Raw genomic sequence first — 23117 nt, forward strand, 5'->3', positions numbered from 1 at the left:
TTGCAGGTAGTGAATTCGCTGTTCTCACTTAAGAGGTTTACTTCGTGACCAATTTCTTTCGCCCCGCCGCCGCTGCATCCCTTCTCGGCCTCGCCGCTTGCTCTCAAGCCCCCGCTGTGCCCGCTGCTGTGACGCAGGGGACATGGGCGCTGGATGCTGAGGCATCAGAGCTGTCCTATGTTTCGATCAAGGCGGATGAGATCGCTGAGATCAACAGCTTTGAAACGCTCTCCGGTAGTGTCGCCGCCGATGGCGCAGCGACCATCGAAATAGACCTCGCCTCGGTTGAGACCGGGGTGGATATCCGCAACGAACGGATGCGCGACATCTTCTTCATCGTCGCGGACAATCCCACCGCGACCGTGAGCGCGCAGATTGACCCGGCGGCGTTTGAAGGCCTCGCTGTTGGGGCCAGCACCGATGCAACGCTGGATGGGACACTGTCGCTTAAAGGTGCAGAGGCTCCGTTTCAGGCCGAGGTGACAGTCACACGCATCGGCGAAAACCGCGTTATGGCAGTCTCGGACGCGCCTGTGATCGTAGAGGCTGCGCGGTTGGATCTCACCGATGGGCTGGACCAATTGCAAGAGCTCGCTGGACTACCGTCGATCACGCCGATTGTGCCCGTGACATTCAGCCTGACTTTCGAACGCTAGACACGCCCCGCCTTTGCCCACCATCTTCACCCACGCCATTGTCCCGCTAGCCATCGCTGCTGCCGCTGGGCGGGGGCGTATTTCGCCTAAGCTTGCCATTGCCGGGGCCGCCTTTGCGATCCTGCCGGACGCCGATGTCATCGGCTTTCCGCTTGGGATCGATTATGCGCATGAATGGGGCCACCGCGGCGCGACGCATTCGCTCGCCTTTGCCGCATTGTTTGCCGCCGCCACCGCGCTGATCTGGAAAGAGGCGCGACATTTGGGCGCCTGGGCTTTCCTGACCTTTGCGATGGCCAGCCACGGGCTGCTCGATACGCTGACCAATGGCGGGTTGGGCGCGGCATTGTGGTGGCCGGTTGATAACACGCGCATCTTTGCGCTTTACACGCCGGTGCGCGTCTCGCCGATTGGGGCGAATTTCTTCTCCGCGCGCGGGGTGGCGACACTGGCCTCTGAGCTTCGATGGATTTGGCTGCCCTGCATTGCACTTGCGCTTGCCGGGTGGGGGCTGCGGCGCGTATCGCGAGGCAATGCAACTCGACCTCGGCTCTGATCCGCGCACCGAAATTCTGCGCCGTTTGCAGGCGGGGCTGACCGCGACTTTCGGACGGATCATTCGCCCGGATGATAAGCGCCGCGATCCTGTGTGGGTGCTAGTGCACGGAGTGATCGGGGCGCAAACCAAGACGGCGGCCTCCAACGCATCGACCGACGCCTTGCTGGCGGAATATGGATCGTGGGAAGCGGTGGCCGAGGTGGATGAGGCAAAACTGGAGGCGCGATTGCAGCGGCAGACCTTCCCCAGCGTCGCGGCCAACCGGCCCAAGCAGTGCCTGAACGCGATTATGGAAGAGCGCGGCTCGGTGGATTTGCGGCATCTCTCCAACCTGCCCACCGAGGAGGCAATGGCGTGGCTGGAGACGCTGCCCGGTGTCGCGCGCAAGAACAGCGCAGGGGTGATGAACGCCAGCACCTTCAACCGCAAAGCGATGGTGATTGACGGGCATCACCGGCGGATCATGCAGCGTATGGGGATTGTCCCGGCCAAGGCAGACACCGCGCGCACTTATGATGCGCTGATGCCGATTGTGCCGTCTGAATGGAGCGCAGAAGATATGGACGAGCATCACCTGCTGCTCAAGAAATTGGGTCAGACCCATTGCCGCCCGCGCAAGGCCGCTTGTGAGGGATGCCCTGCGCGCGACAATTGCGACACGGGCCGGGCGGAGCGGCCATGAAGGGCGGTGCGCTGATGACGGCATTGCTAGCTGCGCTGGCGGTCGCCGCCTTTGCTGGCAATTCGCTGCTGGCGCGGGCCGCTTTGGCAGATGGCGCGATTGAGGCGGGGGCCTATTCCGCGATCAGACTGGCGTCGGGCGCATTGGTGCTGCTGCCGTTTCTTGGTGCGAGGCCATCGGGTCGCGATTTGCCCGGAGCGTTTGCGCTTGCGGCCTATGTCGCCGGATTCTCGCTCGCCTATCTCCATCTGGGCGCAGGGATCGGTGCGCTGATCCTGTTTGGCTTTGTCCAGGCGACGATCATCACCATCGGCGTGGTGCGCGGCGAGCGATTGATCATGCGCGGCTGGCTCGGCCTGATGATTGCGCTGGGCGGCTTGATCTATGTGCTCGCGCCGTGGGAGGCGGGGCGCAGCGCGGCGGGCCTCTTGCCCGGACTGCTGATGGCGGGCGCGGGCATGGCCTGGGGCGTGTACACTCTGATCGGGCGCGGCTCTGGCGCTGCGCCGGGCGGGGCGACGGGCAGCACCGCGAGGTATTTCCTGATCGCTAGTGTGATCGTCGGGCCGATGCTCTTGCTCGACAGCACCATGCCGCGCTGGGATGGCGCGCTGCTGGCGGTGGTCTCTGGCGTGGTCACCTCGGCGCTGGGCTATGTCGTTTGGTACAAGGTCGCGCCCAAACTCGGCCTGGCAACGGTCGCCAGCGTGCAATTGGCAACACCGGTCGTCGCGGCGCTGGGCGGGGCATTGTTCCTGGCAGAGGCGCTGACAATGGGCGTCGTCATTGGCGGCGCGCTGATCTTGGGCGGCATTGCGCTAACGGTGAATGCGGCGGCACCTCGAGATCAGTAGCACTGCGGAACTTTGCAACGGCCCGCTCGCTGATAAGGCATGCTGAGCGAAACCGAGATTGAGACCGTCTATCGCCGTTTGTCAGAGGCCATGCCGGGGCGGACGAAGAATGCGAAGGGGCCAAAGGGGCAGCCCGATGCCTTTCGCTCCTGCATCTCTTGCATGCTGTCTGCGCAATCGCTCGATCGCAACACGGCCGCCGCGACGAAGGCTCTGTTCAAGCTCGCCAAAACGCCTGAAGATATGCTCGCGCTGGAGGATGAGGCGATTGCCGAAGCGATCAAACCGTGCGGGCTCTACAACAATAAGACCCGCAATATCCGCAAGTTTTGTGGCGCTCTGATTGAGGAGCATGGCGGCGTGGTGCCGGACACGCGCGAGGGCTTGATGAGCCTGCCTGGCATCGGCCGCAAATGCGCCGACATCGTGATGAGCTTTACCTTTGGCAAAGGCGTGATCGCGGTCGACACTCATGTGCACCGGGTGTGCAATCGGATCGGTCTGACCGAAGCGAAGACGGCGGAGAAGACCGCGCAGCAGTTGGAGGCGCGCAGCCCAGAGTGGTCGCTCGCCGATGGGCATTTCTGGCTGATCCAGTTTGGCAAGAAAGTGTGCCGCGCGCGCCTGCCCAAATGCGAAATCTGCGTGGTTAGCGATCTGTGCGAGACCGGGCCGATTGAGAAGGCATAAAGCTGACGCTACGGCTTAGGGCGGCGGCGAAACGGCGCTTGCAAGTGCGGCGAAACTCCGCTTGTTTCCCCGTCAAACAACGACTCCGGGAGAACCACAGCCATGAAAACCGCAATCACCGAAATGTTCGGCATTCAGCACCCAATTATCCAGGGCGGCATGCATTATGTTGGCTTTGCCGAGATGGCGGCGGCGGTTTCCAATGCGGGCGGGCTGGGGATTATCACTGGCCTGACGCAAAAGACGCCGGCGGATCTCGCGAATGAAATCGCGCGCTGCAAGGATATGACGGACAAGCCGTTTGGCGTGAACATCACCATCCTGCCGACGCTGACCCCGCCAGACTATCCGGCGATTGTGAAGGCCGTGATCGAAGGCGGCGTGAAAGTGGTTGAGACCGCTGGCCGCAATCCATCGGAATTGCTTCCCCCACTGAAGGATGCCGGGATCAAGGTGATCCACAAATGCACCAGCGTGCGGCACAGCCTGAAAGCGCAAGAGATCGGCTGTGATGCCGTTAGCGTTGATGGCTTTGAATGCGGCGGCCACCCGGGTGAAGATGATATTCCAAACTTCATCCTGCTGCCGCGCGCCGCGGATGAGCTGGAAATTCCGTTCGTATCCTCTGGCGGCATGGCGGATGGCCGTTCACTCGTCGCCAGCCTGGCAATGGGGGCGCAGGGCATGAATATGGGCACGCGCTTTATCGCCACCCAAGAAGCGCCCGTGCACGAAAACGTGAAGAAGGCGATTGTCGCCGCCTCCGAGCTCGACACCCGCCTGGTGATGCGCCCGCTGCGCAACACAGAGCGCGTGATGACCAACGCCGCTGTTGAGCGCCTGATCGAGAAGGAAAAGCGGCTCGGCGATGATCTCAAGTTTGAAGACATCCTTGAAGAGGTCGCAGGCGTCTATCCGTCGATCATGATGGAAGGCGACATGGACAAGGGAGCGTGGAGCTGCGGCATGGTGGCCGGCCTGATCAATGATATTCCAACCTGTCAGGAATTGATCGATGGCATCATGAGCGAGGCGGAAACGATCCTTGCGCGCATGAACGGGCAAATGGCCGCGGGCTGATTTTTGGACCGCTTAGGCGGTGCCGATTCGCGGCTGGCGCGCTGATTGGTGGGCGCCGCCGCTGCGTAAACTTTCCTATGGATTAACCATTAGTGCAGACCACGTAAGGGCGCGCGCGGCAATTGTGCTGAGCAAATCCTTACCGCGTGACTGCGTAGTCAACCGAATGAAAAAAGCGGAACCTTTCGGGTAGTTAGGTTTTACAGCGCGCCGGAAACGGCCTGCTGCGGGATCGACAACTTGGAAACGCTGCACCGGCGGAGGAGCTGGCGCATAATCGGGGACTGCCCATGCAGGAATTTATCGCACTTGAAGTTTGGATTTTAGCGATTGCAGCGCCCTGCATTCTCAGCTGGGTCCTCGGAGAAGTTCACGGCGCCGCGCGGGTGCGCAGCTATATGGAGCAGCGCCTGCCCACGGTGGAAGAAGCCGCGAGCATTGCCGGCACACCGGGCAGTTTCACGATGCAAAGCCGCGCGCTTGCCGCAGCCGAAGAGCCCCGCTCTACCGCGCGGCCCGGCCGCGGCCTAGCCGCCGCCAATGCCGCACTGGGCAGCGCAATCGACGCCGCCATCCGCCCGCAGCGAGTTATTGCCGCAACGCGTGACCTATCGGCCACCGAGCGCAGTGCGCTTTACAAGGAAATGCCAACGCGGGCACAGCGCAGCGAAGAGGCCGATTGGCGCCGCAAGGAATTGGCCGCTTTGCTGCTTGAGAACGAAGGGCGATTGGCACCAGAGGCCGCCGAAGTGCTGAGCCAATATAAGGTGTCGGTGACGCAAATGGCCGAGGCCAATATCCAGAAAGATCTGGATGACGCCTTGGCTGCATTTGCGCCGCCGATTGATGAACCGCGCCCGCGCAGCCGCGCTTACCGAGACGCTTTGGAAGTACGCTATCAAACTGAGGTGCAGGAACAGATTGCCTGCCCCGCACGCTCAGTAAATGCTTGAGGCCGAAGCCTTAGCCGTCGGCGTTTTCCGGCGTCTTGACGCGGGTGTAGGGTACAAAATCTTCAAAGAAGACCGCGCCTGTGAAGAAACCGCTGAACCGGTCAACCGTGGTGATTTGATCGAGGCGGCATAGCTGGGATGAGCCGAACTTGCGGATCACCAGAATGTCATCATCATCGATGCTTTCCGGGCGCCGGGTGCGCTGAACATAGATCGTATTGCCACTGCCATAGACATAGGCTGTGTCATTGATTGTGCGCATTCTGCGGTTGGCTTGCTCGCGGATACATCGCACCGGTTCACCGGCGACGCGTCCTTCGAGCATTTTTTGAAGTTTCTCTTCGCCGGTGGGCTTGTCTTTGGCCATCACAGCAGGGGCGCCAAACGCAGCGGCACCGGCCAGGCTGGCGGCTGCAAGGGCGAGAAATTTAGACGAGCGAACCATAAACATTCTCCTACGCTAAGACCCTTAAGACTAGCAGATAAAGCGTTTCAGGTGAACGATGGCTGACTATGTAAAGCGAGGCACCGAGGCCGCGAAATTGCTGCTGGCTGCTCCGCCAGCAAGCGCAGTGTGCCGATCACCGGTGGCCGGGGTCGCCGCCTTCGGAAATGTCGGGCAGGCTCGCTTGATCCACGCCGTCAGCTGGGCCGCCCTTCAGGACGAAGCGCCGGTCGCAATAGCCGCAATCGACATAGCCGTGCTCGTCAATCTCCAGATAGATGCGCGGATGGCCCAAGGCGGCGGGGCGATAGTCCTTGCCGCCGCGAATGCCGCTGGCCCCGTCACAGCTTACGCGGCGGGTTTCAACGATCAGCACTTCTGGTGGAGCGGTATTCATAAGGACGCGCGATAATCGCGAAGCGGCGCAAATTCAATCTTTCGTTTGCACGTTTTGGCGGATGACAGGTTGGGCGCAAGGCTTGCACCAATGCAGCGCTTCTTTATGGCTTGCGCGCATGAGCAACGAACCCGCCATTTCGATCCGCAATCTCACCAAAAGATACGCCGCACCCAAAGGCGCGACAGGCGCTGATGCCGCTGGCAAGCTGGCGCTGAATGATGTGAGCTTTGATGTGCCGCAGGGCCAGATATTCGGCCTGCTTGGCCCCAATGGTGCGGGCAAATCCACGCTGATCAACACGCTCGCCGGGCTGGTGAACAAGACCAGCGGCAATGTGAACATCTGGGGCTTTGACATTGATAGCCAGCGCCGCAACGCGAGCCGCGCGATTGGCATTGTCCCTCAGGAAATTGTGTTCGACCCGTTCTTCACGCCTTACGAAGTGCTGCATAACCAAGGTGGGTTTTATGGCATTCCGGCCGCCGATCGGCGCAGCGAAGAATTGCTCGCCGCGGTCCGCCTCGCTGACAAGCGTGATGCCTATGCCCGCACCTTGTCGGGCGGGATGAAGCGGCGGCTGCTGGTGGCAAAGGCCATGGTGCATTCGCCGCCGATCCTGGTGCTGGACGAGCCGACCGCCGGGGTTGATGTGGAATTGCGCCGCCAATTGTGGGAGCTTGTCACCCAGCTCAATGATGACGGCGTCACGGTCGTGCTGACTACGCATTACCTTGAGGAGGCGGAGGAACTCTGCGACCGGATTGCGATCATCAACCACGGAGAGCTGATTGCGGATAAACCCACGCGCGAACTGGTGGATATGGCGCGCGAGAAAATCGTTGCCGTCACAGTTGATGCCGACCTTACCGAGGCGCCCTCGCACGAGGCCTTCACCAAGGTGGAGCTCGCCGGCGAGCGCGGGGTCGAGGTGACGTACGACAAAGACGAGCTCAACGCAGGCCAAGTGCTGGCAATCCTGCAAAGTCAGGGCCTGACGATTGAGGATGTGACCACCCGCGAGGCGGACCTGGAGGATGTGTTCGTCCAGCTCACGAGCTAGCGGAAGATCGGCATGACGGCGACCTATGACCGGATCGGGATCGACTATGCGAACCTGCGCAGGCCAGACCCGCGAATAGCGGCGCAGATAGAGCAGGCGCTTGGACCTGCGGAGACGATCCTCAACGTGGGCGCAGGCGCGGGTTCCTATGAGCCACTTGGCCGTCAAGTCACCGCGATTGAGCCATCTGCAGAAATGATTGCGCAGCGTGCCAAAGGCGCGGGGCCAGCGATCCAGGGCAGCGCGGAACACCTGCCCTTTGCGGACAATTCGTTCGATGCGGCGATGGCAGTGCTGACCGTGCATCACTGGTCCGATCAAGCAAAGGGCCTTAGCGAAATGCGCCGTGTGTCGGGCGGGCCGGTGGTGATCCTAACCTATGATCCCACATTCCGAGGCGTCTGGTTGGCGGATTATTTTCCAGAGCTGGTCACACTGGATGATGGCCAAATGCCGCCACTGGAAAATTATGCCGCTGCGCTGGGACAGGTCAAAATTGTCACCGTGCCCATCCCGGCTGATTGTACTGACGGCTTTCTCTATGCCTTCTGGCGTAGGCCCGAGGCTTACCTCGATCCCAAAATCCGACGCGGCATGTCGTCATTCTGGAGAATCGCCGGAGTTGAAGAGGGGCTGGCTCGGCTAGAGGCGGACCTTGCCTCTGGCGTCTGGGCAAGCCGCTATGCTGATCTGCTGGATCAAAACAGCTATGATGCGGGATATCGTCTGATTGTCAGCGAGGGATGAAGGAACGGATATGCGCGCTTTGACTAAGAGATCGGCCAGCACAAGAGCGGCACTGGCCCTTTGCGCCTCTAGCCTACTCGCGGCCTGCGGGGCGGCCAGCATTGGCAGCGATGCGCAGGCTTCCACCGCCGACACAGAGGCTAACGTGGCCACCAACATCCCTCGCGGTGAACAGCCCGCCCAATGCCCGAGCGAAGGCGCGGCCTTGCAAGTGCTGGGCAGCGGCGGCCCGATTGCCGAGGCGGACCGTGCCGGCACCAGCTATCTGCTATGGATCGATGGCGAGGCGCGGCTGCTGATTGATGCAGGGTCGGGCAGCTTCCTGAGGTTTGCGCAGGCGGGCGGTACGGTCGCGACGCTCGATGCGATATTCCTCACGCATCTTCATGCAGACCACGCTGGCGACGTCATCGACATCCTCAATTCCGGCGGTTTTGAAGGCCGCAGCGAGCCTTTGGCCGTGGTCGGCCCCGCTGACGCGCCGCGCTTTCCCAGTACCAGCGAATTCTTCGCGCGCTTGCTTGGCAAAGATAGCGGCGCATTTGCCTATAACGGCGGATATGGCGACGGCTCAGAGGGCAAGCCAAAGCTCGACATCCGCGATGTCCGCTCGTTTGAGGGGAATGGCGATGTGACCCCGCTCGATGTGTCGAATGATTTTTCCGCCTTTGCTTATCCGGTGGCGCACGGCGTTGTCCCGGCGCTGGCGTATGAGGTGAAGATTGGCGAGAAGGCCTTTGTGATCACCGGGGATCAAAACGGGCGGACAATGTTCAACCTCATCATGGACGAGGCGAAGCCAGACATCCTGTTCGCGCATCATGTGATCAATGGTCAGCCGGGCCAACCGCGCGGCCTGCACCGCACGCCGCAGCAGATTGGTGAGTTGGCCGCTGCGATGAAGCCAGCACGCGTCGTGCTGACCCATAATATGAAGCGGTCATTGGATGATCTGGACAATGGGCTGGCCGCGATTGCCCAGAATTACACTGGCCCGGTCAGCGTCGCACAGGATTTGGACTGCTACGCGCTTTAACCTGCGTTCAAGCGGTCGATATCCTGCCGCAGCTGGCTCTTGCGAAAGCCGCCGCCTGAGATCAGGCGCTTCCAATCGGCGAGATGATCAAAATGCTGCAATTGCCGGTGGTAATAATTGACATATTCGAGCACCGCAAAAACACCGGCGAAGGTCGCGGCCCAGCGGTCGGCTGTGCCCACCGCGAAGCCCGGTGCCGTCCAAGCGGCGACGGCAGTGGCGGCCGCGACGACGCTGGCAATCGCCATCGGTAAGTCGAGCGCTGCGATCCGGCGGATCGTTTCATCCGGAGACGTGCCGCGTTCAATCTGGTGCAGCTTCGCACGCCAATAGACCGCCCCAATCGCCAGCAGAGCCATCATCGGAAGCGTTGCCAGCAGCGATGCAATGCCAAGCTCACGTTCGGCCAGAAACACCATAAACGCGGGTATCACTACGACATTGCCCGCCTCCAATTTCCAATAGTTGGAGAGGCGCGCGATCAGGCCTTGCCGTGATGTGGGTGGTGTGTGTTTCGCCATGCAAGCGGATTGGCGCGCGCTTTGCGGCCTGGCAAGCCCGACCTTTCAAGAGGAACCCCTGCGCGCCAGCAATTCGCGCAAGGACGCTTGCCCGGCTCACAGCTTCGCGGCATGAGGCCCGCATGACAGACGCACAACACGACATTATCGTTATCGGCTCAGGCGCGGCGGGCCTCACCGCGGCGCTGGCCATGGCTCAGACCAAGCGCGTGCTGGTGCTGGCCAAGGGTTCGCTGACCGGCGGATCAACCGCATGGGCGCAGGGCGGGATCGCCGCTGTGCTGGATGCGGGCGACACCTTCGACAATCATGTGCGCGATACGATGGTGGCGGGCGCGGGCCTCAACGACCGCGAGACGGTGGAGTTTGTGATTGAGCAGGCCCCGGCGAGTATCGACCGTCTGGTTGAGCTGGGCGTGCCGTTCAATCAGGATTCCGGCGATCTGCATTTGACGCGTGAAGGCGGGCATTCGCATCGCCGCATCGTGCATGTCGATGATGCGACCGGCTGGGCGGTGCAGGAGGCGCTGCTCAACGCCGCGAACGCCAATCCGAACATCACCATGCTTGCCGGGCGGACCTGCATTGACCTCATCACCGATCGCCACCGCACCAGCTATTCCGGCGCGGGCCATGTCTGGGGCGTCTATGCTCTGAACGAGGAAACCGGCGAGGTTGAAAGCCACGTTGCGCGGGCCACCGTGCTGGCGGCGGGCGGCGCTGGGCGCGTCTATCAATTCTCCACCGCGCCGCGCGGGGCAACCGGCGACGGTATTGCGATGGCATGGCGCGCGGGCGCGCGCGTTTCCAATATGGAGATGATGCAGTTCCACCCGACGTGCCTCTATAATCTGGAGGTCAAAAACTTCCTGATCACAGAGGCGGTGCGCGGCGAAGGCGGGCATTTGCTGCACCCGGAAACCGGGCACCGGTTTATGGCGGATTACGATGCGGAGCGGATGGAGCTTGCCCCGCGCGATGTTGTGGCGCGCGCGATCGATGATCAGATCAAGCGTTACGGTCTCGACTATGTCCATCTCGACATCAGCCATCAGCCACCGGAATTTGTGCGCGAGCATTTCCCGACCATTGATGAAAAGCTGACGGGTCTTGGCATCGACATGACCAAGGAGCCGATCCCGGTTGTCCCGGCCCAGCATTACACCTGCGGCGGGGTGGTCGTGGGGCTGGATGCGAGCACCGACCTGCCCGGCCTGTGGGCGGCGGGCGAATGCACCGAAAGCGGCCTGCACGGTGCGAACCGGCTGGCGTCGAACAGTCTGCTGGAATGCTTTGTTTACGGCGAAGCAGCGGCCTCTGACATACTGTCGAAATGGGACGACCTGCCGCCGCCGCCCACCATTCGCGAATGGGATGCGACCCGCGTGGCGGACAGCGACGAGCAGGTTGTGATCAAACAGAACTGGACCGAGATCCGCCGCTTCATGTGGAACTATGTCGGGATTGTGCGCACCACCAAACGGCTGGAGCGCGCGGCCAACCGGATCGATCTGCTGAGCCAAGAGGTCGAGGATTATTACGGCAGCTTTGTCGTCACCACCGACCTCATCGAGCTGCGCAATCTGCTACAGGCGGCGAAGCTGATCGTAAGGAGCGCGCTGGCGCGGCACGAGAGCCGGGGCCTGCACTACACGCTCGACTATCCGGGGATGGATGACGTGCCGCAGGATACGGTGTTGGTGCCTTGACCAGGCGTCGAGATTGATTAACTACAGTTGTAGTCGATCTTCTCTTGCCTCAGGATCCACCCTCTATGATCAGCCGTTATCAGTCTTTCTTGGCGACAGCCCTTTGGGCGCGCCTTAGTCTGGCCTTTTCGCTTTTGGCCGCTTCATTTTTGGTGGCGACGTCTTCTGCCGATGCTCAGGCAAAGGTCGAACCTCTGCAATTTGAGGCAAACGGTTTCCAATTGTCCGGCATCCTCACCATTCCCACAGAAAAGGAACCGCAGGCACTGGTGGTGTTGGTGCATGGATACGGTGCAACCAATGTGGTGGAGGAAAAGTGGTATTTTGAGCTCAGAACCCGCTTGGCAAAAGAAGGGGTCGCAACATTTGTCTGGGACAAGCCGGGGTGCGGGGCGAGCGAGGGTGTTTTTGATCCAAACCAATCGGTGGACAGCAGCGCATCTGAAGTGCTTGCAGCTATGCAGCATTTGCGCAGCATAGAGGCGCCGGGCATCACAAAGGCGGGCCTTTGGGGGGTTAGCCGCGCTGGTTGGATTGCTCCTTTAGCGATGGCTCAGGATCCTGAGATTGGCTTTTGGATTTCGGTAAGCGGTGTCGATGCGCTTGAGAGCTTTGGCTATTTGCTGCGTTCAAACTGGGCCATTTTGGGCTATTCTGAGCAGCGCATCGAACAGCTTTATGCGCAGTGGCAGGCGGGCAACCGGATCACGCGTGAGGGCGGAACGCATTCTGACTATTTGGCGGCGACCAAGGAGCTGAGAGCGGACGCATTTTTTGGCTATATTTCCCCTGCAAGCGTTGAGGTTACCAAAGAGCAATTCGAAGCGTCCGTTCAATCGGTTCAAGCATTGGCGCAGCCTGTCGATCCGCAAACCAGTCTTGCGGTATATGTCGATGATTTTGAGGCGATATTGAGCGGGCTAAATGCCGATGTTTTGGCAATTTTCGGCAGGCGCGACAGCATTGTTGATTGGCGCTCCACGCGGGCGTTATATGCCTCAACCATTGGCCAAAACCCCGACGCGACGCTGAGTATTGCCGTGTTTGATGATGGCAATCACAATCTGCACCAAAGCAAGACTGGCGGGTTTGAAGAGATGATCGAAATCCTCGCGCAGCCGCAAATGGTAGATGGCTATTTTGAGGAGATCATCGGCTGGATGCGTGGGCAAAGTATCATCAATTGACGCCGTTCGTGGACCGATGCTGGAATTCGCAGTAGAGTGGCGGCCCTATGACTATTCTAAAGGCCTTTTTTGCGGTGTGTTGTGTCAGCGTGTTGGTATTGGCTAGCCCCGCCCACGCAACCCCGCCGGATGTTATCGACATTCGCGAGGAGCCGTTTGGCGTTAGCGACACGCATCTGTTTGTCACCCGCACATCGACCGACAATCTTGGTCTGTACGAGTACCGGCGGGCCGAGAGCCATCTGGTGCGGATCGACCTTGAAACGGGTGAGGAGACGAGCTGGGTGCTCGACCGGGTCACGCAGTTTCGTGACTATGACGATGAAGGCGATCAGCTGGATTTTGTGACCAAGCGTGATGAGGGCCTAGAACCTCCAAACCCTTATGCAATTTTGATTGAGCACGGCGCGGTGCCATGGGCTGCTGCGGCGAGTGACGGATGGATCACGCCACAGATTATCCCGGGCGAAGACGCCATCTCGGTCAGCTATGGCGCAGACACGGATTATCGCATCACGCTGGATGAAGTGGCGAGCGCTCAGTCCAATGTGGTTGAGTTCATGGCGCGCAGCGTCGCCGATTATCGCCGGATGTCGACCATGTCGACGCGCGCAATGTTTGCAGACCGGAAATTGCCGGTGTCGTACTGCACGGCCGATGAAGTGCTCCACTACTTCGCCATGGGCCGGGGGCCGGGCCAGCTGATCCGGGTCAATTGCACCAGCGGCGAGGACGACGGCCTGACTTCATTTATTGTTCAGCTGAAGGCTGTTGATGTGTCCGATATCAGCGAATAGCCGCGTCATTTAGAAGGCCATCATTATGCAGCGTATTGCCGGATCGGCGGCGTGTCTCGCTGCACTTGCCGTGATCGTAGGCGCGCCGCTTCAAGCTCAGGACACCGCCGCGCCGCCTGCCGCCAGCGCCACCAACTCTATCGTCGTCACCGCTCAGCGATCCGGCGCGCCGATGTGGACCATCGACACCGCCACCGGCACCATCATTCTGGTCGGCGAAATTGCCGCCGTGCCCAAGGCGACGCCGTGGCAGCCCGATCGGTTGAAAGAGGTCGCGGGCGAGGCGCAGCGCGTTATCCTGCGCGCCCAGCCCAAGGTGTCGCCGGGTGATGTCTTCCGCCTGATTTTCAGCGGCGGGAGCTTTACCAAGCTGCCTAAGAAAACCGTCGCCGCCGATTACCTGGATGAGGCGCAGCTGGCGCGGCTGAGCGCGCTGGAGGCGGCCTATGGCAAGGATTACGCGCGCGGCAGCTTTCTGATGACTTCGTTTGATCTGCTCGCGCGGCGGCTCAATTTCGATGATGAGACGACCAAAGGCGCGACCGATATCGTGCGCAAGGCGGCGGATAAGGCCGATGTGCCGATTATCCGCCCAGAGCGGTTTCGCGGCGAAGATCTGCTCGATGATCTGGCCGCCGCTGAACCTGCCTCGCACATTCCGTGCTTAGAGGCTGCGATGACGGCGACCGAGATCGGGTCAGAGCTGATTGAGAAACGCGGTGATGATTGGCGCAGCTTTGATGTGCCCGCCGTGATGGCGAACCCGCTGGAAATTGCGCTGGGCCAATGCTGGCCGTGGGCGGATCAAGAACTGGGCACGGAAATCCGCGACCAATGGACCGGTCTGATTGCTGATGCTGGCCGCGAGGCGGGGGTAACTTTGGCCGTTGTTCCCTTGCGGGTGCTGGCTGAAGAGAACGGCGTTCTCGATCAGCTAGAGGCAGAAGGCATGCCGGTCGCCGGGCCTGACTGGCGACCTTGATACCTTCCCTTACGTCACCTTGCCGGTTTGCTTGCTCGTGGTAAGGCATGGGAAAAGACGAGAGGAAACCGAACGTGCCACATATCACCGCCAATGGAATTGAACTGTTTTACGAGGAACATGGCGATGCAGGCGATCCGCCTGTGCTGCTGGTGATGGGGCTGGGCGCGCAGATGACATTATGGCCGATTGAGCTGGTCGAGGCTCTGGTGGCCAAGGGCTTCCGCGTGATCCGCTATGACAACCGCGACATTGGCCTGTCCCAGAAATTCGGCAGCGTCCGGGCGCCCAAGGTCATTTGGCAGGTGCTGCGCGCAAAGATCGGCTGGCCGGCGAAGGTGCCCTACACGCTGAGGGACATGGCCGATGATGGCGCGGCCTTGCTTGATGCCTTGGGCATCGGCCAAGCGCATGTGGTCGGAGCCAGCATGGGCGGGATGATCGCGCAATTGATGGCGGTGCATCACGGGCACAAGCTGCTGTCGCTGACCTCGATTTTCTCCACCACGGGCGACCCCAAGCTGCCTCAGGCGGATAAGGCAGCGATTGAAACACTCACCGCGCCGCTAACCTCTATGGAGGAAGACGATCTGGTCGCGCACGGCATGAAAGTGGTGCAGGCGATTGGCTCGCCCGGCTACCGTGCCGATCCCGATTGGCAGCGAGAGCGGGTGCGCGCCGGTGTTCAGCGCAGCGTCTATCCCGCTGGCCTGCCGCGCCAGCTTGCAGCGATCATCGACGATGGCGACCGCACCGCTCGGCTGGCCAATGTCAGCACGCCAACCTTGGTGTTGCACGGCGAGGATGATCCGCTGGTAAAGGTCGAAGGCGGCCGCGCAACCGCAGCAGCTATTCCTGGCGCAAAGCTGGTGACGATCCCCGGCTGGGGCCATGACCTGCCGATGCCGTTGATTGATCAGATCGTGGGCGAAATCGCCGAGCATGCAGCGTCAGCCAGCGCGAGCGCAACTGTCGCGGCTTAGCCTTCGAGCTTTGCCAAAGAGCGGGCGATGTTACTGCGAGCCTTCGCTTCAAATCGCTCTTCGCCCCATGCACTGAAATAGAGATCGTCCCGCTGCGCAAAGTGGCGCAGGACCTTCGCTCTGCCGTCTTTAAAGGCGGCATCGGGCACGTGTGCATATTCGCGGCGGATCTGATCCTCATAAATGTCGAAGCGCTCAGCATCTGCGCCCAAAATCGCGAGATCCATGTCGAGAAAACGAGCGCAATCTGATCGCGCTTCGTCCGCCAACTCTTCCGGCAGAAAATGCCCTTCGGTCGCCTCGATCATTCGCCGCGCGAGCAGCAGGCTCGCCTCCGGCAGTGGCGGCTCGCTTTCTATCAGCAGCTTCGCGCTCTGGCGCTCATTGTCTTTGGCATGCGGATCATAGACCGCGTCGTGAAACAGGATCGCGTATGTCACCGCTTGCTGGTCGTGCAATGCGCTGCGCTGCGCATCCATATGGCGCAGCAGAGCATCAATATGAGTCCAGTCGTGATAGTGCCGCTGAGGCTCAGCATGGCGAGCCTTGAGGGCCGAAAGCATGGAGGCTGGGACAGAACTAAGCATAGGCGGCCTAGTCGATGTTTGCCGCAAAAGCGGCATAAGCGCCGTATGATGCGACGACGAAGGGCACCAGGTACGTCAGCGCGACTTTGACGAGGTCGGGGGCTTCTCCGGCTAGAATAGCATCGCCGTGATTGATCGCGGTCAATGCGGTGCCGACCACCACCGACACTCCGAAAGAGCGCTTCAGCACCGATCCGCTAAAGCTGCGTTGGAGCGCTGATCTGTTCATTGCGTCTTGCCTGCCCTCATGATCAGGTAACGCGTGTGTCATTTTGCGCGTCTACGCTCAAGCATATTCAAAAATTGCGCGGCTCGATTCGAATGATTCAAAGGGCCTTCACCACGGTTTTGCCCGCAAAAATTTTTTCGCAGATTCATTTTAGGGCTTGCGCGTTTGACGAGCCTAGCATTTCCGGCGCGTCGCGGCGTTGCAGCGATATAACACACCAGCGGTTTGAGCCGATCTGGATGGTAAATTTACATTTACCCTCTTGCGTCTGAGGCCCCGCTGATTCAGTATTTAGTGGTCCTTACCGCAAGGACACCCACAAGACCTAGTTAAAGTCAGGCGCAGACACCATATCTGCGAAGGGGGCAGATTCGGTCTGAAGATGGGTGAAAATGCGGCCAGGGCTGTGGGTAGCGGGGATAAGTAATTCGCGCCCCGGGAGACAATTAATGCTAGGTGAGGGACATCTCGCCGAGTCGAACACATAAAGAACATCGCATGGGTAAGGATAAAACCAGTGCGAGGCACAAGCGGGGCTAGGATATAATGGATTTTCGGAACGGAGATGATGCAGCCATGGGTGTGACCGACGGTCTCGACCAACAGACTGATGTGGCCCCAACAGAGGCCAAAGCAGGCGAAGGCAGCACAACCGAAAAGCAGGCGATTGACATGCAAGCAGACGATAGAGGCAGCGAAGAACTGGTCGCCGCGAAAGCGGGCGAGGCCTTGGCTGGCGCAATGACAGAAGCGGCAAAAGCTGCGGTTGAGCCTGACAGCAAGAAGGTCAACGATCGCCGGTTCGATGTGAAAACCGATCCCTCGCGCGATGATAATCTGACCGAGTTCGGTAAAGAGACGCTGATCGATCGTTACCTGCTTCCCGGAGAAAGTTTCCAGGATCTGTTCGCCCGCGTGGCCGATGCTTACGCCGATGATCAGGACCACGCCCAGCGTCTGTATGACTACATTTCAAAGCTGTGGTTCATGCCTGCGACCCCTGTGCTGTCGAACGGCGGCACTTCGCGCGGCCTGCCGATCAGCTGCTATCTGAATTCCGTTTCAGACAGCCTCGACGGCATCGTTGGCACTTGGAATGAAAACGTCTGGCTCGCATCAAAAGGCGGCGGCATTGGCACCTATTGGGGCAATGTGCGCGGCATTGGTGAGCCGGTTGGCCTCAACGGCAAGACCAGCGGCATCATCCCATTCGTACGGGTGATGGACAGCCTCACTCTGGCGATTTCGCAAGGCTCGCTGCGACGCGGTTCGGCGGCGTGCTATCTCGACGTATCGCACCCGGAAATTGAGGAATTCCTCGAAATCCGTAAGCCATCGGGCGACTTCAACCGCAAGGCGCTGAACCTGCACCACGGCGTGCTGCTGACCGACGAATTCATGGAAGCGGTCCGCGCGGGCGACATGTTTGATCTCAAATCGCCTAAGACGGGCGAAGTGCGCGGCGAAGTCGATGCTCGCAGCCTGTTCCAAAAACTGGTTGAGACCCGCCTTGCCACTGGCGAGCCTTACATTGTGTTCAGCGACACAGTGAACCGCATGATGCCCAAGCATCACCGCGATCTCGGCCTCAAGGTTTCAACCTCGAACCTGTGCAGCGAAATCACTCTGCCAACCGGCATTGACCACCTTGGCAATGACCGCACGGCTGTATGCTGCCTGTCCTCGCTCAACCTTGAAAAATGGGATGAGTGGAACGGTGACAAGCAGTTCATCGAAGACGTGATGCGCATGCTCGATAACGTCTTGCAGGATTATATCGACCGCGCGCCGGACGAAATGGCCCGTGCCAAATATTCTGCTGAGCGAGAGCGCAGCGTGGGTCTGGGCGTCATGGGCTTCCACTCTTTCCTTCAGCAAAAAGGTCTCGGCTTTGAATCGGCCATGGCTAAGGCGCTGAACCTGAAAATGTTCAAGCATATTCAGGCCAAAGCGTCTGAGGCGAGCATGCTGCTGGCGCAGGAACGCGGGCCATGCCCGGATGCGGCCGACATGGGCGCGATGGAGCGCTTCAGCTGTAAAATGGCGATCGCGCCAACCGCGTCGATCTCGATCATTTGCGGCGGCACATCGGCCTGTATCGAGCCGATCCCGGCGAACATTTACACGCACAAAACCCTGTCGGGCAGCTTCATCGTGAAGAACCCATACCTGGAAAAAGTGCTGCGCGAGAAGTCGAAGGATTCCAACAATGTCTGGAATTCAATCCTGGAGAAGGGCGGCAGCGTCCAACACCTCGACTTCCTGACCGACGAAGAAAAGGCATCGTTCAAAACCAGCTTTGAAATCGATCAGCGCTGGCTGCTCGAATTCGCCGCTGACCGGTCGCCTTATGTCGATCAGGCGCAATCGCTGAACCTGTTCATCCCGGCCGATGTTGAGAAATGGGATCTGATGCAGCTGCACTTCCAAGCGTGGGAGAAGGGCATCAAATCGCTCTATTATCTCCGCTCTAAATCAATCCAGCGCGCGGGCTTTGCCGGCGGAGTGGAGGCGGACAACACCGCCAACGCACCAGAGATTGAGCTGAAGGCCGATCTGGGTGTGCCAGAAACAGATTATGATGAGTGCCTGAGCTGCCAGTGATCGGGGAAGAATTTTCGAATTTTCGGTTTTCATAACCGGAAAAAACTGAGGCCCGAACCAGCGGTAACTGGGACGGGCCTCTGACAAACCACCACAAGGGGCGGCCGCCGTTTCAAGCTCACATTCTTCGATGTCAGCACAAAGGTCAATGCCCCTATCAACAGAGGACTTTGACCTGTGGCAAAGAATGAGAAGACGAGTACGAAAATCGGAAAAATCGCGAGCAAGGGCCTGAAAGCTCCAGGCTCTCTGACTAAAAATGAGATTAAGTCCCTATCGGCATCGGCCCTGACCCAAAGGCCTGATAGGACGAAAAAGTCTTAACAAGTTAGCACTTTGAGAGAGCCCCCGCGAGCGCCATGCTTTCGGGGGCTTTTTCGTGGTCCTTTTGCCCAGTGATAGGCCATTAGCGCTGCGATCTCCGCATCGCATTCTTCCTTCCCCTCATGCAATTGCGTATAGGGGCTTTTCTTTGCGTCAAAGTCATGGTTGAATGTCTAACGCTATGAAAACTCGGCAATCTACACGTGTCCCGCTCAACGCCACTGGGTCATACCGCACATCGCGCGGGATGCAGTGGGACGTTGATCTGGAGGATTTGTCCGCTGGCGGCTGTATGATCCACGACCGGCACGGGCGGCTCAATCTTGGCGAATATGTCCGCCTGTACATCGCGGGCACGGGTCCGCATCTGGCCGAGGTCGCCTGGCAGATCGGCGGCAATGCGGGCTTGGCTTTTAGCCGGCCTTTGCCGGACCGGGTCTTTACCGCGCTGGCGGCGGCGGATTGGAATGCAGCGGCAAAAGCATACAGTGATGAAAGCAGGGGCGGATCGGCCCGACGTTTTGTCTAAGCGCCGCCCGACGCTCTTAATCCATGCGAGGCATACATGACCCTAGATATTGTGCTGCCTGGAATTCTGCTGTTCATCGCGATCACCGAAGTTCCGATCTTTATCTTCATGCGCGCGCGCGGACTGGTGGGCAATAACGCCGCCAATCTGATGATGCTCGCCTCAGCATCGCTTCCGTTGCTGGCCTATGTTATCTTGAAATTCCTCTTGCCGGATATCGGCGCAATCGAGGTGTTTTAGTGATGCAACCCCAGATCTTGATTGGAATAGCCGGGACGATTTTTGCGCTCGCTTTTATCTTCAATGGTTGGCGCAGCAGCCGCGGCGATCAGTCCGGCCACGCCGCCAATGCTGGGCGTTTGCATATTGTGATGGGCCTCGTCTTCCTACCGTTCTTGTGGGTTGCGATTGTGGCGACGATGTCATGAGCCCGCTGCGCATCATCACCGCCGCCGGATTGATTGTGCTGCTGTCGGCCTGCGCCAGCCAGATTGATGCCGGGGTCGCGGCCGAGGAAGGCACGCCGGGTTTCCTATGGGGACTTTGGCATGGGTTCGTCTTCCCATGGGCCTGGATTGGGTCGCTCTTCAATCCAGAGATTGCCGTCTACGCCGTGCCCAATAAGGGCGCGTGGTATGACTTTGGCTTTTTCCTCGGCATTACGGTGCTGGGCGGGGGAAGCTTCTTTGGATCAAAAAGCCGCAGCTCCGGCTAAGCGCGCCGCTGTGCGCGCAGGCCTCAAGCGCTGAGGCGCAGCGGCTTTTCCACCTCGACCACTTCGACCCGGTCCCGGCCGCCGCGCTTCGCATTGTAGAGCGCGGCATCCGCCATTTCGATCAGATCTTCGCGCGGCAAGGCCGCCTTGGCGGGTGCCAGAGCAACGCCCACAGATGCCGTTATGCGCGATGCGCTGTTCACATTGGTGGGCAGTTTCATCGTCGCCACTGCCTCGCGAACGTCCTCGGCCAGGCGCGCGGCATCGCCGGGTGTGCGTTCACAGATGGCGGCGACAAATTCCTCCCCGCCATAGCGCGCGACGATCCCTTCGCTGTCGCTGAACACGCGCTGCAATGCGCGGGCGACCAGTATCAGGCATTGATCGCCCGCCTGATGTCCATTGGTGTCGTTGAACAATTTGAAGCTGTCCAGATCGATCATCATCACCGCGGTTCGCCCGCGTGACAGCATGGCGCCGGCATCATCGCCCTTGGCTGCCAGTGCAACCTTCTTGGCAAAGGCTTGTTCAAAATGGCGGCGGTTGGCCAATCCGGTGAGCGGGTCTCGCTCTGACAGTTCGCGCAGGGCGCGGTTCGCTACGGTCAGCTCTCGCGAGGTCGCCGAGGCGCGCAAATGGAGGAGGAAATTGTGCTGGCGCAGCCGCTCGAACCGGTATGCCAGCGGCACGGTCGACGCGGTCACCACGCACAGCAGCGCAAGATAGTCGAGGTAGGCAAGATAACTATACTGTGCGGTCAGGATCACGGTGCCGAACGTGCCGATGATAAAGGCGGCGTTGAAGGCCAAAAGCTGGCGCATCGAAAACGGCAGGATAACATTGGCAATGCCAACAATCAGCGCCGTCGTGGTTAGAAAACGGGCGGTGTTTTCCGCTGACATTTGCAGGCCCAAATAGGCCATGATCACGGCGAAAGCCACCGGTGCTGCGCCCAGGCAAACTGACATAACGCGGTGCCATCCGCGCGCCCCCGCCACCAGGCCGAGCACGGTGATCGGCAGGATCGTAAACGCCCTCAGCCATGCGCCCGTCGCGGCCACTTCGGGGTGCATCATAAAGTCCAAAACAATCGTGAGGAGCGTGACCAGAAAGCCCAGCACTAGCAGAAACTGGTGATCCGATTTTTGCCGGGCCCTGGTCTCGCGCACATAATTCTGGCGGATCGCCAGTGGCCAGGCATGTTTCGCAGCGCGATTGCGGATGACCGTGTCGAGCGCGGCAGAATCGAGGTGCGGCCCGCTGGTTTGCGCGCCCTCAGCCTGCGCATCGCCGGCCTGTTGGGTGGGCGCAAATGGCGCGGTTGAGAGCGCTTGCGGCGTCAGGTCCGGTGCCAGATCAGGCACGCGGGCAGGCGCCGCATTCACGCGGCCGCTCGCATCCGAGCCATCAACCTCGCGTGACGCTTGCGCCAGCGCGTCATGCGCTGGAAAAAATTGTTGCAGAACTCCCATTACCGCGCGCCTAGCAAGAGGTGCTTAATTCTGGGTTAGGATCGCATCATATGCTATGCCCTTGGTGCGCGCAGAGGATGACACTTGCACCAGACGCGCGCGGGGCCGTTGCATGGTCTGCAAGAGCGCGGGCTAGCCCTTACGTGCTCACACGGTTCGACTCACATTTTGCACGGTTTATCCCCGGCGTTGAGTCCATCCTTGCCTTCGTTTTCGTAGTTTGATTCCCTATAAGAGCCAAAGAACACCAATCTAAGGAACACCACATGTCGTTGCTCGAAGCCCGTAAGACCTACAAGCCGTTCGAATATCCGTGGGCTTACGACTTTTGGAAACGTCAGCAGCAGATCCACTGGATGCCAGAGGAAGTGCCGCTGGGTGAGGATTGCCGCGATTGGGCGCAAAAGATCACCGAGCACGAGCGCAATCTGCTCACGCAAATCTTCCGATTCTTCACTCAGGCCGACGTCGAAGTGCAGGATTGCTATCACGACAAATATGGCCGGGTGTTCAAGCCGACCGAGATCAAGATGATGCTCACCGCGTTCTCCAATATGGAGACGGTGCACATCGCGGCGTACAGCCACCTGCTCGACACGATCGGCATGCCGGAAAGCGAATATTCCGCCTTCCTCGAATATGAGGAAATGGCCGACAAGCACGATTACATGCAGCAATTCACCGTCGACACCGACGAGGATATCGCCCGCACGCTCGCCATGTTCGGCGGCTTTACCGAAGGGCTGCAATTGTTCGCGAGCTTCGCGATGCTGATGAACTTCCCGCGCTTCAACAAGATGAAGGGCATGGGGCAAATCGTCAGCTGGTCCGTGCGCGACGAATCGCTGCACTGCGAAGGCATCATCAAGATGTTCCACACCTTCGTGGAGGAACGCGACTGCCTGACCAAGGCGGTGAAGGAAGACATCGTCGATGTCTGCCAAAAGACCGTGCGCCTCGAAGATGCGTTCATCGACCTCGCGTTTGAAATGGGCCCGGTTAACGGGATGAGCGCGAAGGAAATCAAGAAGTACATCCGCTACATCGCCGATTGGCGCCTGGGCCAGCTGGGCCTCCAGCCGATCTACATGATCGACGAGCACCCACTGCCATGGCTCAGCCCGCTGCTGAACGGCGTTGAGCACGCAAACTTCTTTGAAACCCGCGCGACCGAATATTCAAAAGGCGCGACCAAGGGCGACTGGAACACCGTATGGTCCAGCTTCGACAACCGCCAGAAAGCCAACGCCGCAAACGAAGTGGCCGCGGACAGCGACGGCCCGGATATGTTCGGAGAAACCGAAGCGGCGGAGTAG

General features: G+C 59.9%; 27 protein-coding genes. 21 read left to right on the top strand and 6 right to left on the bottom strand.

Going from position 1 to position 23117, the window contains the following annotated elements:
* The first annotated feature begins 44 nt into the window (after window positions 1–44).
* From AC0V6V_RS10030 to AC0V6V_RS10060, 7 genes are all read left to right on the top strand, one after another.
* A complete protein-coding gene (locus AC0V6V_RS10030; RefSeq protein WP_486165241.1) occupies window positions 45–656 on the top strand; it encodes a YceI family protein in 612 nt (203 codons plus the stop codon).
* Window positions 657–669: 13 nt separating this feature from the next.
* Window positions 670–1212: a metal-dependent hydrolase gene (locus tag AC0V6V_RS10035; RefSeq protein ID WP_486165242.1), complete on the top strand. Its 543-nt coding sequence runs from the start codon at window positions 670–672 to the stop codon at window positions 1210–1212.
* Window positions 1190–1897 carry an endonuclease III domain-containing protein gene (locus AC0V6V_RS10040; RefSeq protein ID WP_486165243.1) on the top strand — a complete coding sequence of 236 codons (708 nt, stop codon included), beginning with the start codon at window positions 1190–1192 and terminating at the stop codon, window positions 1895–1897. Before AC0V6V_RS10035 ends, AC0V6V_RS10040 begins: the two co-directional genes overlap by 23 nt.
* Before the next feature lie 14 nt (window positions 1898–1911).
* The gene (locus AC0V6V_RS10045; RefSeq protein ID WP_486165244.1) at window positions 1912–2751 is read left to right on the top strand and encodes a DMT family transporter; all 840 of its coding nucleotides are present in this window, start codon (window positions 1912–1914) and stop codon (window positions 2749–2751) included.
* Window positions 2752–2790: 39 nt separating this feature from the next.
* The gene (locus AC0V6V_RS10050; RefSeq protein ID WP_486165245.1) at window positions 2791–3441 is read left to right on the top strand and encodes an endonuclease III domain-containing protein; all 651 of its coding nucleotides are present in this window, start codon (window positions 2791–2793) and stop codon (window positions 3439–3441) included.
* Window positions 3442–3543: 102 nt separating this feature from the next.
* Window positions 3544–4521 (top strand): NAD(P)H-dependent flavin oxidoreductase, encoded by a 978-nt coding sequence (locus AC0V6V_RS10055; protein WP_486165246.1) that lies wholly within the window; start codon window positions 3544–3546, stop codon window positions 4519–4521.
* A gap of 290 nt (window positions 4522–4811) precedes the next feature.
* Window positions 4812–5474, top strand: a complete 663-nt coding sequence (locus AC0V6V_RS10060; protein ID WP_486165247.1) for a hypothetical protein — start codon at window positions 4812–4814, stop codon at window positions 5472–5474.
* 10 nt (window positions 5475–5484) lie between these two features.
* On the opposite strand, the gene AC0V6V_RS10065 is transcribed toward AC0V6V_RS10060, so the two are convergent.
* Together AC0V6V_RS10065 and AC0V6V_RS10070 are read right to left on the bottom strand one after the other, a co-directional pair.
* Window positions 5485–5919: a hypothetical protein gene (locus tag AC0V6V_RS10065; RefSeq protein ID WP_486165248.1), complete on the bottom strand. Its 435-nt coding sequence runs from the start codon at window positions 5917–5919 to the stop codon at window positions 5485–5487.
* Window positions 5920–6055: 136 nt separating this feature from the next.
* Window positions 6056–6316, bottom strand: coding sequence for a zinc-finger domain-containing protein (locus tag AC0V6V_RS10070; RefSeq protein ID WP_472639917.1), 261 nt, complete (start codon window positions 6314–6316; stop codon window positions 6056–6058).
* 118 nt (window positions 6317–6434) lie between these two features.
* Between AC0V6V_RS10070 and AC0V6V_RS10075 the strand changes: the two genes are divergently transcribed.
* Genes AC0V6V_RS10075 through AC0V6V_RS10085 form a run of 3 tightly spaced genes read left to right on the top strand, consistent with a single transcriptional unit; the run spans window position 6435 to window position 9162 of the window.
* The gene (locus AC0V6V_RS10075; RefSeq protein ID WP_486165249.1) at window positions 6435–7379 is read left to right on the top strand and encodes an ABC transporter ATP-binding protein; all 945 of its coding nucleotides are present in this window, start codon (window positions 6435–6437) and stop codon (window positions 7377–7379) included.
* A gap of 12 nt (window positions 7380–7391) precedes the next feature.
* A complete protein-coding gene (locus AC0V6V_RS10080) occupies window positions 7392–8126 on the top strand; it encodes a class I SAM-dependent methyltransferase (RefSeq protein WP_486165250.1) in 735 nt (244 codons plus the stop codon).
* Between the two features lie 10 nt (window positions 8127–8136).
* Window positions 8137–9162: an MBL fold metallo-hydrolase gene (locus AC0V6V_RS10085; protein ID WP_486165251.1), complete on the top strand. Its 1026-nt coding sequence runs from the start codon at window positions 8137–8139 to the stop codon at window positions 9160–9162.
* Here the strand turns inward: AC0V6V_RS10085 and AC0V6V_RS10090 are convergent.
* A complete protein-coding gene (locus AC0V6V_RS10090; RefSeq protein ID WP_486165252.1) occupies window positions 9159–9683 on the bottom strand; it encodes a hypothetical protein in 525 nt (174 codons plus the stop codon). The two genes, AC0V6V_RS10085 and AC0V6V_RS10090, sit on opposite strands and share 4 nt — an antisense overlap.
* A 122-nt stretch (window positions 9684–9805) precedes the next feature.
* On the opposite strand from AC0V6V_RS10090, the gene nadB reads away from it, so the two are divergent.
* The 5 genes from nadB (at window position 9806) to AC0V6V_RS10115 (ending at window position 15341) form a co-directional block, all read left to right on the top strand.
* Window positions 9806–11392, top strand: coding sequence for an L-aspartate oxidase (gene nadB, locus AC0V6V_RS10095; RefSeq protein ID WP_486165253.1), 1587 nt, complete (start codon window positions 9806–9808; stop codon window positions 11390–11392).
* Window positions 11393–11457: 65 nt separating this feature from the next.
* Window positions 11458–12579 (top strand): alpha/beta hydrolase family protein, encoded by a 1122-nt coding sequence (locus AC0V6V_RS10100; protein ID WP_486166319.1) that lies wholly within the window; start codon window positions 11458–11460, stop codon window positions 12577–12579.
* A 47-nt stretch (window positions 12580–12626) separates the two neighbouring features.
* Window positions 12627–13376 (top strand): hypothetical protein, encoded by a 750-nt coding sequence (locus AC0V6V_RS10105; RefSeq protein ID WP_486166320.1) that lies wholly within the window; start codon window positions 12627–12629, stop codon window positions 13374–13376.
* Between the two features lie 25 nt (window positions 13377–13401).
* Window positions 13402–14358 (top strand): TraB/GumN family protein, encoded by a 957-nt coding sequence (locus AC0V6V_RS10110; RefSeq protein ID WP_486165256.1) that lies wholly within the window; start codon window positions 13402–13404, stop codon window positions 14356–14358.
* A 74-nt stretch (window positions 14359–14432) separates the two neighbouring features.
* Window positions 14433–15341: an alpha/beta fold hydrolase gene (locus AC0V6V_RS10115; protein WP_486165257.1), complete on the top strand. Its 909-nt coding sequence runs from the start codon at window positions 14433–14435 to the stop codon at window positions 15339–15341.
* On the opposite strand, the gene AC0V6V_RS10120 is transcribed toward AC0V6V_RS10115, so the two are convergent.
* Together AC0V6V_RS10120 and nrtS are read right to left on the bottom strand one after the other, a co-directional pair.
* The gene (locus AC0V6V_RS10120; RefSeq protein WP_486165258.1) at window positions 15338–15928 is read right to left on the bottom strand and encodes an HD domain-containing protein; all 591 of its coding nucleotides are present in this window, start codon (window positions 15926–15928) and stop codon (window positions 15338–15340) included. The two genes, AC0V6V_RS10115 and AC0V6V_RS10120, sit on opposite strands and share 4 nt — an antisense overlap.
* 7 nt (window positions 15929–15935) lie before the next feature.
* Window positions 15936–16157: a nitrate/nitrite transporter NrtS gene (gene nrtS / locus AC0V6V_RS10125; protein WP_486165259.1), complete on the bottom strand. Its 222-nt coding sequence runs from the start codon at window positions 16155–16157 to the stop codon at window positions 15936–15938.
* Between the two features lie 546 nt (window positions 16158–16703).
* Between nrtS and AC0V6V_RS10130 the strand changes: the two genes are divergently transcribed.
* The 5 genes from AC0V6V_RS10130 (at window position 16704) to AC0V6V_RS10150 (ending at window position 20329) form a co-directional block, all read left to right on the top strand.
* The gene (locus AC0V6V_RS10130) at window positions 16704–18761 is read left to right on the top strand and encodes a ribonucleoside-diphosphate reductase subunit alpha (protein WP_486165260.1); all 2058 of its coding nucleotides are present in this window, start codon (window positions 16704–16706) and stop codon (window positions 18759–18761) included.
* A 505-nt stretch (window positions 18762–19266) separates the two neighbouring features.
* A complete protein-coding gene (locus AC0V6V_RS10135; protein ID WP_486166321.1) occupies window positions 19267–19614 on the top strand; it encodes a PilZ domain-containing protein in 348 nt (115 codons plus the stop codon).
* A 36-nt stretch (window positions 19615–19650) separates the two neighbouring features.
* Window positions 19651–19854 carry a hypothetical protein gene (locus tag AC0V6V_RS10140; protein WP_486165262.1) on the top strand — a complete coding sequence of 68 codons (204 nt, stop codon included), beginning with the start codon at window positions 19651–19653 and terminating at the stop codon, window positions 19852–19854.
* 2 nt (window positions 19855–19856) lie between these two features.
* Complete coding sequence (locus AC0V6V_RS10145) at window positions 19857–20042, top strand: hypothetical protein (RefSeq protein ID WP_486165263.1); 186 nt, start codon at window positions 19857–19859, stop codon at window positions 20040–20042.
* Entirely contained in the window at window positions 20039–20329 is a 291-nt protein-coding gene (locus AC0V6V_RS10150; RefSeq protein WP_486137537.1) for a hypothetical protein, read from the top strand. Before AC0V6V_RS10145 ends, AC0V6V_RS10150 begins: the two co-directional genes overlap by 4 nt.
* A 23-nt stretch (window positions 20330–20352) precedes the next feature.
* Here AC0V6V_RS10150 and AC0V6V_RS10155 read toward each other — a convergent pair whose 3' ends face one another.
* Window positions 20353–21801, bottom strand: coding sequence for a GGDEF domain-containing protein (locus tag AC0V6V_RS10155; RefSeq protein ID WP_486165264.1), 1449 nt, complete (start codon window positions 21799–21801; stop codon window positions 20353–20355).
* Window positions 21802–22067: 266 nt separating this feature from the next.
* On the opposite strand from AC0V6V_RS10155, the gene AC0V6V_RS10160 reads away from it, so the two are divergent.
* Window positions 22068–23117 (top strand): ribonucleotide-diphosphate reductase subunit beta, encoded by a 1050-nt coding sequence (locus AC0V6V_RS10160; protein ID WP_486137535.1) that lies wholly within the window; start codon window positions 22068–22070, stop codon window positions 23115–23117.

Source organism: Erythrobacter sp. S249 (assembly GCF_057364975.1).